An 11570-nucleotide genomic window follows, 5' to 3' on the forward strand; every position below is an offset into this window, starting at 1 on the left:
GGCGTACGTCCGTTCCGGAACAATTCGTGCCCGCTATGTGTGGGGAGGGAGCCCGGCATGCCTGCCGGGAAGGCACGTGTGCCCGAAGCGGCGCATCACAGGCACCCCGCCTTGTATCGCAATGCATCGGACGGTGGCCTTGGCACAGTTTCTTACCGGCCCTGCCCTGCGCCGATACATCGCGGACATGCGGCTGCTGTCTCATCACGGTAATCGCGGACTCGCGGCGTCGCCACGCCCGCCCCTACTGGAAGACGATGATGTCCACTCTCCTGATTGCCTATCTCGGCGGCATGCTGACGATACTGAGCCCATGCATCCTCCCCGTCGTGCCCTTCGTGTTCGGCACCGCTAGCCAGCCTTTCCTGCGCTACAAGTTGCCGATGCTCGTCGGCCTTGTCCTCGCTTTCTCGCTAGTCACCACGCTGGCGGCGGTGGGCGGCACGTGGGCAGTCGAGGCCAGCCGCGACGGCCGCTACATTGCGCTCGCGCTGCTGACGCTCTTCGGCCTGACCTTGCTTTCCCCGCGGCTGGCCAGCGCCCTTGCGCGCCCGCTCATGACGCTCGCCGAGCGTCTTCTCCCACCGCAGGGCCCCGCCCGTGCCGTGCCCGGTATCGGCTACGCGCTGATGCTCGGCATCGCCACCGGCCTGGTATGGACACCGTGCGCGGGGCCGATCCTGGGCCTCGTGCTCGCCGGCGCTTTCCTGCACGACGCCCAGGCTCAGACCACAGTGCTGCTGGTGGCCTATGCGGCGGGCGCGGCGACGTCGCTGGCCCTGGCGCTGGCCGTCGGGGGGCGCATCCTGGGCGCCCTCAAGCGGTCCCTGCAGGCCGGCGAGTGGATCCGCCGCGGCCTCGGCGCGGCGGTGCTCGGTGGCGTGGCCGCAGTCTCGGCCGGGGCCGGCACGGGTCTCCTTGCCGTGTTCCCGGGTGCGGAAACCACGCGCTTCGAACAAGCGCTGCTGAATGCGTTCCACGCTGACCATCCCGCACCGGCAACCGCCGCGACGACGATGGCGGCAGCCGGCGGCGGCATGATGCGCGTAGCGGCTGAGTCGCTTCCGGCCCGGCGCAGCGGCTTGCCCTACGAAGGCCGGCTCCCGTCGCTCGACGGCGCTGTCGAATGGCTCAACGCCCTGCCGCTGACGAGCGAGCAGTTGCGCGGCAAGGTCGTGCTGGTGGATTTCTGGACGTACTCCTGCATCAACTGCATTCGCACGCTCCCCTATATCCGCGCCTGGGCGGAAAAATACAAGGACCAGGGGCTGGTGGTCATCGGCGTGCATACGCCCGAGTTCGCCTTCGAGAAACGAATCGGCAACGTGCGCCAGGCCGTGGAACAATTCAAGATCCGCTACCCGGTCGCGGTGGACAGCGACTTCCGGATCTGGCGGGCGTTCGGCAACAGCTACTGGCCGGCGCTCTACTTCATCGATGCCAGCGGGCAGATTCGCCACCACCAGTTCGGCGAAGGCGGCTATGAACAGTCCGAGGCTGTCATTCAGGCTTTGCTGCAGGAAGCCGGCGCGCAAAAGGCCGGCACCGCGCCGGTCAAGTTCGACACTTCCGGTGCGCAAGCGGCGCCAGACCTGGACAACGTGCGCTCGCGGGAAACCTATATCGGCTACCAGCAGGCATCCGGCTTCGCTTCGCCCGAGGGCCTGCGCGCAGGCGCCGCACGCGACTACACAATCGCCGAGCCGCGCCTGAATAGCTGGGGCCTGAGCGGCAACTGGACCGTGGACGCCGAACAAGCCACGCTCAACCGTGCCGGCGGCGGCATCGCCTACCGCTTCCGCGCGCGTGACCTGCACCTCGTGCTCGGCCCCGGCGCCGACGGCAAGCCGGTGCGCTTCCGCGTCATGGTCGACGGCAAGGCGCCCGGCGCCAGCCACGGTACCGATACCGATGTGGATGGCAACGGCACCGTCACGCAGACCAGGCTCTACCAACTCGTTCGCCAGTCGGGAAAGGTCGGCGAGCACACCTTCGACATCCGTTTCGTGGACCCGGGCGTCCAGGCCTTCGTCTTCACTTTTGGGTAACCGTTTCCGTGAATGGAATCAGTGGAATCGGCGTTGCCGGTTCCGCCGCCTACTGGTTGTCCGATGACCTCCGGCTGGCGGCAAACATCGACATGCGGCGCGTAATGTGCTCAAGGAACTCGGTTGCCGCGGCAGGCAGGGGCCGGCCGGTCTTCACAAGCAACCGCGCCTGGGTGCCCCGGAGCAATGGATGATTGATCGGTACGGTGACCAGGCTCCCGGCCGCGATCTCGCGATACGCCGCGAATTCTCCGATCAGCGTAATGAAGTTCTCATAGGCGACAAATTGCTTCAGCGCCGTCAACGAGTTGGTGACGAGCGTCGGGCGGATCTTTATATTCTCCGCGAACTCCAGCATCTTCGCGGCGTGCCCGATGCCAAAGGATTCCGGCATCAGCGCAAGCGGGTATGACAGCAAATCGCGGATGCTGGCCTCGCCGCCGCGCAACGCCAGCGGGTGATTGGGACGAACCAGCAACACCACGGGCTGTGGAGAACTGGCACGGTACTCGATGCGCGGGTGAGGCGGTGGATTATAGGCAAGGCCGATGTGGGCGCGGCTCTCAGCGACTTCGTTCAGGACATCGTCGACTGGCAGGATCTCCATGCTGATATCCAGCATCGGGTACCGCGCGCAAAACGGCGCAAGGACTTCGTTGACGAGCGCATCGACATAGCCCTCGCTCATGACCACCTGGACCTTGCCTTGCTGCAATCCCTTCAGCGCGTGCAGCTGGTCCTCGAGATTCTCCTGATGCGAACGGTAGCCGCGCCAGAACTCGAGCAGATGTGCGGCCGCCTCCGTCGGCTTCACACCGCGCGACTGGCGTTCGAACAGCGTAACACCCAGTTCTTCTTCAAGCAGCCTGATCTGTCGAGTGATCACGGAGGGTGACGTATTAAGGCTGTCCGCCGCCCCGCGAATGGTGCCATGCGTCAGAACCTCACGGAAGTATCGCAATCGCAGCTGATTGATCTCTCGCATGTCGAAACACCATTGAGCCGATGTGTTGGGCGGGAGCTAACCATACATGAACTTCACCGCTCCTGCTCGACCCTTCCCCGCCATGACGATCGGGCCTGACTCCGGCCATCTTCACCATCCGATGCGGATGGGATGGGTTGCGTTGCTCAGATTAGAACGAAGCGTGAACGCGGTTACTGTTGGTCGGAACCTCCGGCTCTGTCACCATCGGCGGCACCGATAAGCGACATCAAACACAACGCACTGGAGACCGGCATGTTAGTCATTCCGAACGAAAGCGTCGTCGACGACACCTCGACGCTCTACAACAAGATCAACTGGCGCCTGCTGCCGTTCCTCCTGATCTGCTACCTGTTTGCCTATCTCGACCGGGTCAACATCGGCTTTGCCAAACTGCAGATGCAAAGCGACCTCGGCTTCTCCGATGCCGCTTACGGCGTGGGTGCAGGCATCTTCTTTCTCGGCTATGTACTGTTCGAGTTGCCAAGCAACCTGCTGCTGCCGCGCGTGGGGGCGCGCAAGACGTTCAGCCGGATCCTCGTGCTATGGGGCATCACGTCTGCCTGCATGCTCTTCGTACGCGATGTGCCAACGTTCTATGCCATGCGCTTCCTGCTCGGCATCTTCGAGGCAGGCTTTGCCCCGGGCATGATCTACTACCTGTCGTGCTGGTACGGACCGCAGCGCATGGGACGCGCCATCGCGATCGTCTTCCTGGCGGGACCGATCGGCGGCATTGTCGGAGGACCCGCTTCGGCGTGGCTGATGACCACCATGTCCGGCACCGCCGGCCTCGCCGGCTGGCAGTGGATGTTCTTGATCGAGGCCATCCCCTGCGTATTGCTGGGATTCCTTGCACTGTCGCTCGTGCCGAATCGCCCCGCGGATGCGGCCTGGCTGACGGACCAGGAAAAACGTTTTCTCGCAGCTGAGCTCGGGGTATCCGCCACGCACAAGCACTCGTTCATGGCTGTGGCACGGGATGCAAGAGTCTATGTGCTCGCCCTTGCGTACTTCTGCATTATCGCTGCCATCTATGCCATGAGCTTCTGGCTCCCGACCCTGATCAGGGCGCAGGGCGTGACCGATACCTTGCAGCTCGGCTGGTACACCGCATTGCCATACCTTGGCGCCGCATTCGGCATGTACTACATGGGGCGCAGGTCCGATCAAAAGGGCGAGCGCCGATATCACAGTGCCGTTCCCGCCTTGTTTGCTGCCCTGTTGCTCGCCGGGTCGGTACTTGCAGACGGCAATCTCGGCTTGTCGCTTGTCCTCCTAACGCTCGGTACCACCGCGCTCTGGATGACTTACACGGTGTTCTGGGCCATGCCGGCCGAGTACATCAAGGGCCCGGCGGCAGCCGGCGGCATTGCGCTGATCAACACGATCGGCTTGTCCGGCGGTTTCTGGGGCCCCGCCATCATCGGGTGGGCCAAGACTGCGACCGGCAGCCTGCATCCTGGCGTGCTGGTCTTGGCGTTGATGCCGCTGATCGCCTCGCTGATCCTCCTCGCCAACAAGTTGCCTGAGCGCCGGTAGTCCACTGCAAAACCATGCACAAGGTTCCGAGAGGAACACACGAAAGAAGGAGCAACCATGCTTTTACATCTATCCACCTGGGCCGAAGTCGAACAGTTTCTCAAACGCAGCCGCGTGATTGTCGTGCCAATCGGTTCCAATGAGCAGCACGGGCCAACGGGGCTTCTTGGCACCGACTGGCTTTGCCCGGAGATCATTGCGCGCGAGGCAGAAAAGACAGCCGATATCCTGGTGGCGCCGACGTTCAACATTGGCATGGCCCAGCATCACCTTGGCTTTCCCGGCACCATCTCGCTGCGCCCGTCGACCTTCATTGCCGCGATCGGTGACTGGACCCGCTCACTGGTGGGGCACGGATTCGAGAAGATCCTGTTCCTCAACGGCCACGGCGGCAATGTGGCCTCCATCGACGCCGCGTTCTCCGAGATCTATGCCGAAGCCAGTTTTTCACGGCGCCGCGCTGGATTCGCGCTGAAGCTGTGCAACTGGTGGGACCTCGCAGGCGTCAACGAGCTCGCGCGCGAGCAGTTCCCGACCGGCCATGGCTCTCACGCCACGCCTTCCGAGATTGCCATTACACAGTGGGCCTTCCCCGGCGCCGTGAAGTCGGCCGGCTATGCACCCCAAATCGCCCCATCGGGCCCCATCCGGGAGGCGCTCGACTTTCGTGCGCGGTTCCCGGACGGGCGCATCGGCTCTGACCCGGGACAGGCGACACCGGAAAAAGGACGCGCACTGGTCGAACTGGCAGCGCAAAGCCTCGCGCGCGAGCTTGAAGCATTCGGGTGTGAGCCAACGACCCTCTGATACGTGCGCGATCGCGAGTTCGCTACGGCATACATGACGGGCTTCACCAGGGTTACCGCATCCCCCCGAAGCCTAGTGAGGTATAGACTTTGAACGGGTGTGGTTCACACCTGTTGCCAATCTTCGAAGGAACGATGCAATGCTCACCCAGAAGACCAAGGACATCGTCAAATCCACCGCCCCGGTGCTGGCGGAGCACGGATACGCCATCATCCAGCGTTTCTATAAACGCATGTTCGAGGCGCATCCGGAACTCAAGAACGTCTTCAATATGGCGCACCAGGAACAAGGACAGCAGCAGCAAGCCCTGGCGCGCGCGGTGTATGCCTACGCCGCGAATATCGAGAATCCCGAGAGTCTCTCGGCCGTTCTGAAAAACATCGCAAACAAACACGCAAGTCTTGGCGTGCGGCCGGAGCAATACCCGATCGTCGGTGAGCACCTGCTCGGCGCGATCAAGGATGTTCTCGGGGATGCGGCGACCGACGAGATCATCTCCGCCTGGGCGCAGGCGTACGGGAACCTGGCTGACATCCTGATGGGTATTGAAAGCGAGTTGTACGAGCGCTCCGCCGAGCAGGATGGCGGCTGGAAAGGCTGGCGCACGTTCGTCGTCCGCGAGAAGCGGCCTGAGAGCGACGTCATCACCTCGTTCATTCTGGAACCGGCCGATGGTGGCCCGGTTGTGAATTTTGAGCCTGGCCAGTACACCAGCGTCGCGATCCAGGTGCCCTCTCTTGGCCTGCAGCAGATCCGGCAGTACAGCCTCTCCGATGTGCCGAACGGGCGAAGTTACCGGATCTCCGTGAAGCGCGAGAGTGGCGGCACGACGCCGGCGGGTTATGTCTCTTGCCTGCTGCACGATCACGTTGGTGTTGGCGACGAGGTCAGGCTCGCCGCGCCCTACGGCAGCTTCTACATCGACGTAAATGCCAAGTCCCCGATCGTGCTGATCAGCGGCGGCGTAGGGCTGACCCCCATGGTCAGCATGCTGAAGAAGGCGCTTCAGGAACCGCCGCGGCAGGTAGTGTTCGTGCATGGCGCCCGCAATAGTGCGGTGCAGGCCATGCGAAACCGTCTGCGCGAAGCATCGCATGAGCACGCGAACTTCAAGCTGCTTGTGTTCTATAACGAGCCACTCGCGGAAGACGTCCCGGGCAAGGATTTCGATTACAAGGGTCTGGTCGACGTCAATTTGATCAAGGATTCCATCATGCTGCCGGACGCTGATTACTACATCTGCGGACCGATCCCGTTCATGCGGATGCAGCACGATGCCCTCCAGAACCTGGGCATCCCGGAGACGCGCATTCACTATGAAGTGTTCGGGCCGGACCTGTTCGATGAGTAGCGCTGACCAGCGGCCAACCTAAGTCGCTGCTGGAAATTGCATAGCTCCTGACAGGGGACCATGCCCCACTTGACGCCCGGTTGCGTTCCGCACGTCCAACCGCTGGAGAATCTCACGGCGTCTGCAGCGACACACCGTACTGCGCGAAGATCTGCTGCAGCTCGCCGCTGCGGCGGATCGCGTCCAGCGCGTTCTGCAGTGACTCCGCGAGTTCGCTCTCGTCCGCCTTGACCGCCATGCCGATGGCCCAGCCGCGCGCGGGCAGCAGCGGCGAGGCAACGTCCACCGTGGCGAAGCGCGCGGCGGACTGGCCGGCCGCCCTGAGCGCGCTTTCGTATTGCGAGCGCGTGACCATCGCCGCGGCGATCTCGCCGGCGAAAAGCGCGCGCAGCGTTTCGTCCGGCCCGGCATAAATCTTCACCTTGTCGCGCAGCGCGCCCTGCGCCCCGGACAACAGGGCATTGGCACCGGCGGAGCCCGCTTCCGCGCCGGTAGGCTGGCCGGCCAGATCCTCCAGCTGCCGGACCTCGGAGACGCGCTCGCGGTCGTGTACCAGCACGAACATCTCGCGGTGATAAGGCGCGAAGATCAGCGCCTTGTCGTTCGCGCGCATGAACGCACGGTCCACCGGCACATGCAGCATCACATCCGCCGGGCCATAGCCCAGGTAATGGCCACGCCACACCATATTGCGCAGGTCATCGGACATGTTCTCGTCAGCATCGAACGGCAGCAGCGACACCGACAGCCCCATCTGCTTGCTCAGGGCCTTAGCCAGCGCCACGTCGATGCCCGGCAACGGGTTGCCCGCTGCCGTGGAAAATGGCGGCAGGCTCTTATAGACGGCCACCTTCAAGGTCCCGTTCTGGCGGATCCTGGCCATATCGGCCAGCGACGGCTGGGCGCAGACGAGCGCGGCAAGCGCCAGCAGTGCGCCGGCCAGGCGACGGGAGCCGGCGGGGACCGGCAGGGAGGGAGCGGCGTCCCGGAAAGGGCTGGCGCGCATGGGAGGTCTCCTGGTTTTCTTGATCTTTGTGTTTGCTAATCCGGGAATGCGGGGAAGCGTGGGCGGCCCCGCAGCCCTTACTCGTGGCGCGATTCGAGATAGGTCTTGATGGACCAGACCGCTTCCTGGCTCAGTACGCCATCGAACGGCGGCATGTAGACGCGGCCGTCTCGCGTGCGCCCCTTGCGCACGGTGGTGGTGAAGTACTGCGAGACCTCGCCCATGCATTCCTGCTTCTTCTTGGCGTTGGCCAGCGACGCGCAATCGCTGTCCAGCTTGCGCAGGTCCGGCGCGATGCCGCCCGACACCGCTTCCAGCCCATGGCAGCGCGCGCAGTTCTGGTTGTAGGCCGAGGAGCCGATACGCAGTGCTTCCTGCTGCGCTTCGCCGGTCCTGTATGGATTATCCGGACGCCATTCTTCGCCGAGTTGCGGTAGTGTCTTGGTGTCCACTGCTTGCGGTGTGACGTCCCCATGGGCCGAGGCGGCTTGGGGTAGCTCCCCGGCCAGAAGCGTGCAGATGGCAATCAGGGCAAGTGTGCGGCGTGGTGTTTTCATCAGTGTCACCTCCAGTTGTTGAACTATGTTTTGAAGGTGACTTCCGCAAAAGCCATACCAAGCGCAAAGTGGGCCATAAACCGGACGAGGCCCCGGCAAATGGCAGGCGTGTGACACAGCACGCCGAAACCAGTGCCCTGGAATGCAACACCCTGGCAAGCGTTTTGCTTCATGAAGCAACACTTCGGGCCATGTCGACCACGCCAGGACCCGGAGCGACCCGTGCACAGATCGCGGGCGACTTCCACAGGAGACAGAAAAATGACTTTCCAAGCGGCCGGCGGCCCGCGCGTGCCCGGCGTCCCGCCGGCGGCAACGGGCAACCCGGCGGAGGGCGACCGGCCAGACCTGATCGCCCAGGCCCACCAGCGATCCGAAGCCTATGGCTTGCGGCCCTATGAATCGCCGGACTTCTGCCCGGTGCTGCAAAGCGAGCTGAAAACGCAGATAGAGCGCAGCCAGTCGCTGTTCACCCACGCGCTGCCGGTCATGGAGACGCTCTACGACCAGATCGTCAACACGCAGAGCATGGTGATCCTGACCGACGCCGCCGGCCTGATCCTGCACTCGCTGGGCGACGACGACTTCCTCGCCATGGCCAACAAGGTGGCCTTGCAGCCCGGCGCGCTGTGGTCCGAGGAAAGCCGGGGCACCAACGCCATCGGCACCGCGCTGGCCGAGAACAAGGCCACGCTGGTACACGGCGCGGAGCATTTCCTGGAGGCCAACCGCTTCCTCACGTGCTCCTGCATGCCGATCCTCGATGCCTACGGCAAGACGGTCGGCGCGCTCGATGTGACGGGTGACCAGCGCGGATTCCACAAGCACACCATGGCGCTGGTGCGGATGTCGGCGCAAATGATCGAGAACCAGCTGTTCGCCAATGCCTTCCAGGACATGGTGTGCGTGCGTTTCCACTCGCGCGCGGAGTTTATCGGCACCCTGGTCGAAGGCATCGCCTCCTTTACGCCGGGCGGACGCTTCCTGTCGGCCAACCGCAGCGCGCAGTTCCAGCTTGGGATGTCGGTCGGCGCCTTGCACGCGCACACCTTCTCCTCGCTGTTCGGCCTGTCGCTGTCGCAGTTGTTCGACGCCGAGCGAAAGGCCCCGGGGGGCGTCGTGCACCTGCCGCTGCCAAGTGGCGTCAAGGTCAGCGCACGCGTCGAGTGGAAGGCGCCTGCCGTGTCCGTCCCGGCGGCTGCCATCGACAATGGCAGCGCAGAGGCGCACTGCATGCCTGATGCCGCCTCCCTGCCCCGCCGTGCGGGCGCGCAACCGGCCCGGCGCCCCGCCGGGCTGGACGACCTGGACACCGGCGACGCCCAGATCAAAGGCGTCATCACCAAGCTGCGCAAAGTGATCGGCAAGGATATTCCCGTCATGGTGCTGGGGGAAACCGGCACCGGCAAGGAACTGCTGGCCCGCGCCATCCACGCCGACAGCCCGCGCCATGCCGGGCCTTTCATCGCTGTCAACTGCGCCTCGATACCCGAGACGCTGATCGAATCCGAGCTGTTCGGCTACGAAGAAGGCGCCTTTACCGGCGCCCGCAAGAAGGGCGGCATCGGCAAGATGCTGCTGGCCAACGGCGGCACCCTCTTCCTGGATGAAATCGGCGATATGCCGTTGCACCTGCAGGCGCGCATGCTGCGCGCGCTGCAGGAGCGCGCGGTCACGCCGCTGGGCAGCAGCCGGGTGATCCACGTCGACGTGTCAGTGATCTGCGCCACCAATCGCAATTTGCGCGAGCAGGTGGCCAATGGCCTGTTCCGGGAAGACCTTTACTACCGCCTGAACGGCCTCGTGGTGCGCCTGCCGGCCTTGCGCGAGCGCACCGACCTCGATGTGGTGGCCAACAAGCTGTTGCGCGAGGGCCAGGCAAACGGCGGACCGCGCATCAAGGATTCCGTGATGGCGATGTTCCGCAGCTATCACTGGCCGGGCAATATCCGCCAGCTTGGCAACCTGCTGCGCACCGCGCGCCTGATGGCCGAAGGCGAGGCGGAGATCACCGAGGACCACCTGCCCGACGATTTCCTGGAAGACCGGCTGGCGCGCCAGGCCACCCACCCCGCGCACGGCGCCACGGTGGCGGCAGACGCCGCGCCGGCTGGCGAGCGCGCCGCGGAGGCCGCGCCCCGCGCCCAGCCCACCCGCCTGGCCGACGTCGAGGTGCTGGCCATCGTCGCCGCGGTCAAGGCGCACCACGGCAATATTTCCGCGGCGGCCAAGGCGCTCGGCATCTCACGCAATACGGTCTACCGGAAGCTGGACGAGGCCAACGCGCTGCCGCAGCAAGATGGCTGAAACGGCAGGCGTGCGCGCCGGCTGGCGCTCAGGCCAGCGGCTCGCCGTTCATCCACAGGTCTTCCAGTTCGCGCCAGGCGTGCTGCACATTCAAGGGATGGCGCGAAGCGAAGTAGCGCCAATGGCGGTACGGCCCGGCGGCCGCCGGGCTGAGCACGCGCGCCGCATCGCCGCCCGCTTCCAGTGCGGCGGCAACGCCGCCGGCCAACGCATCCAGGTAGGCCAGCGTGGGCGCCAGCGTTTGCGCCGGCGTGCCCGGCGCGGTGCCCACCACGAGTTCGGCGGGTAGCGCCGACACGGCCCGCAGCGCGCGCCGCCAGCCTTGCAGGGAAGCCTCCTGCATCTCCGGAACGCGGTCGCGGCAGGCCAGGCCGCCCACGCATAACAGCCGCCGCTGCGGCGCATGCAGCACAGTATCCGAAGCGCTATGCGCCCCCGCGTGGACATGCACCTCCCACGCGGTGGCGCCGGTCTGCAGGCGATCGCCATGCCGCAAGCCGGGTTCCGGCAGCACGATCCGCGTGCCGCGCATCGCGGCTGGCCCCAGTTGCGCGGCCAGGCGGGCCAGGCACGCCTCGCAGCGCTGCCGCATCAGGCTGGCGGTGGTGGCAGAGGCCAGGAACGCGGGGCGCGGCCGTAAGCGCGCGAAGGCCGCGTTGGCCAGCACGTTCTCGGGATGCGCATGGGTGTTGACCACCCAGCGCACCGGCTCGGGCGTCACGGCCCGGATCGCCGCCAGCAACCCGTTCCCCCAGGCCAAATGCGGGCCCGGGTCGACCACCAGCACCCCGGCTCCGGTCACATGGACCAGGGTCGGCACCACCTCCCCGGCATTGGCCCGCTCCACCTCGGCATTGGCTGCGCTGGCCACGTACACGCCAGGCTGCAGCCTCGCCAGCACCACGCGGCCAAGTGCGGCGGCCGGGCCGGCGCCGCCGAGCGCCATCGCCAGCAGGGCGCCCATGAA

The 11570-nt window shown here is 65.1% G+C and carries 9 protein-coding genes; 5 read left to right on the forward strand and 4 right to left on the reverse strand.

Going from position 1 to position 11570, the window contains the following annotated elements:
- Nucleotides 1–260: 260 nt before the first annotated feature.
- The gene (locus tag ACZY0R_RS26105) at nt 261–2048 is read left to right on the forward strand and encodes a cytochrome c biogenesis protein DipZ (RefSeq protein ID WP_488866176.1); all 1788 of its coding nucleotides are present in this window, start codon (nt 261–263) and stop codon (nt 2046–2048) included.
- 49 nt (nt 2049–2097) lie between these two features.
- On the opposite strand, the gene ACZY0R_RS26110 is transcribed toward ACZY0R_RS26105, so the two are convergent.
- Entirely contained in the window at nt 2098–3033 is a 936-nt protein-coding gene (locus tag ACZY0R_RS26110; RefSeq protein ID WP_488862420.1) for a LysR family transcriptional regulator, read from the reverse strand.
- 255 nt (nt 3034–3288) lie between these two features.
- On the opposite strand from ACZY0R_RS26110, the gene ACZY0R_RS26115 reads away from it, so the two are divergent.
- From ACZY0R_RS26115 to hmpA, 3 genes are all read left to right on the forward strand, one after another.
- Nucleotides 3289–4575, forward strand: coding sequence for an MFS transporter (locus tag ACZY0R_RS26115; RefSeq protein WP_488862422.1), 1287 nt, complete (start codon nt 3289–3291; stop codon nt 4573–4575).
- 57 nt (nt 4576–4632) lie between these two features.
- Nucleotides 4633–5382 carry a creatininase family protein gene (locus tag ACZY0R_RS26120; protein WP_488862424.1) on the forward strand — a complete coding sequence of 250 codons (750 nt, stop codon included), beginning with the start codon at nt 4633–4635 and terminating at the stop codon, nt 5380–5382.
- Between the two features lie 139 nt (nt 5383–5521).
- Nucleotides 5522–6733, forward strand: a complete 1212-nt coding sequence (gene hmpA / locus ACZY0R_RS26125; protein ID WP_488862426.1) for an NO-inducible flavohemoprotein — start codon at nt 5522–5524, stop codon at nt 6731–6733.
- Nucleotides 6734–6845: 112 nt separating this feature from the next.
- Here the strand turns inward: hmpA and ACZY0R_RS26130 are convergent, their stop codons facing one another.
- Nucleotides 6846–7739, reverse strand: coding sequence for a substrate-binding periplasmic protein (locus tag ACZY0R_RS26130; protein ID WP_488862428.1), 894 nt, complete (start codon nt 7737–7739; stop codon nt 6846–6848).
- 77 nt (nt 7740–7816) lie between these two features.
- Entirely contained in the window at nt 7817–8296 is a 480-nt protein-coding gene (gene pedF, locus ACZY0R_RS26135; protein ID WP_488862429.1) for a cytochrome c-550 PedF, read from the reverse strand.
- A 261-nt stretch (nt 8297–8557) separates the two neighbouring features.
- Between pedF and ACZY0R_RS26140 the strand changes: the two genes are divergently transcribed.
- Complete coding sequence (locus ACZY0R_RS26140) at nt 8558–10603, forward strand: sigma-54-dependent Fis family transcriptional regulator (protein ID WP_488862431.1); 2046 nt, start codon at nt 8558–8560, stop codon at nt 10601–10603.
- A 28-nt stretch (nt 10604–10631) separates the two neighbouring features.
- Here ACZY0R_RS26140 and ACZY0R_RS26145 read toward each other — a convergent pair whose 3' ends face one another.
- Nucleotides 10632–11567 (reverse strand): MBL fold metallo-hydrolase, encoded by a 936-nt coding sequence (locus ACZY0R_RS26145; protein WP_488862433.1) that lies wholly within the window; start codon nt 11565–11567, stop codon nt 10632–10634.
- Nucleotides 11568–11570: the final 3 nt, after the last annotated feature.

It is taken from the genome of Cupriavidus sp. F041 (assembly GCF_057814235.1).

Bases quoted from the DNA above. Each gene is read 5' to 3' on its own strand.
- ACZY0R_RS26105 (WP_488866176.1), top strand. From the start codon at position 261: ATGTCCACTCTCCTGATTGCCTATCTCGGCGGCATGCTGACGATACTG.
- ACZY0R_RS26110 (WP_488862420.1), bottom strand. From the start codon at position 3,033: ATGCGAGAGATCAATCAGCTGCGATTGCGATACTTCCGTGAGGTTCTG.
- ACZY0R_RS26115 (WP_488862422.1), top strand. From the start codon at position 3,289: ATGTTAGTCATTCCGAACGAAAGCGTCGTCGACGACACCTCGACGCTC.
- ACZY0R_RS26120 (WP_488862424.1), top strand. From the start codon at position 4,633: ATGCTTTTACATCTATCCACCTGGGCCGAAGTCGAACAGTTTCTCAAA.
- hmpA (WP_488862426.1), top strand. From the start codon at position 5,522: ATGCTCACCCAGAAGACCAAGGACATCGTCAAATCCACCGCCCCGGTG.
- ACZY0R_RS26130 (WP_488862428.1), bottom strand. From the start codon at position 7,739: ATGCGCGCCAGCCCTTTCCGGGACGCCGCTCCCTCCCTGCCGGTCCCC.
- pedF (WP_488862429.1), bottom strand. From the start codon at position 8,296: ATGAAAACACCACGCCGCACACTTGCCCTGATTGCCATCTGCACGCTT.
- ACZY0R_RS26140 (WP_488862431.1), top strand. From the start codon at position 8,558: ATGACTTTCCAAGCGGCCGGCGGCCCGCGCGTGCCCGGCGTCCCGCCG.
- ACZY0R_RS26145 (WP_488862433.1), bottom strand. From the start codon at position 11,567: ATGGGCGCCCTGCTGGCGATGGCGCTCGGCGGCGCCGGCCCGGCCGCC.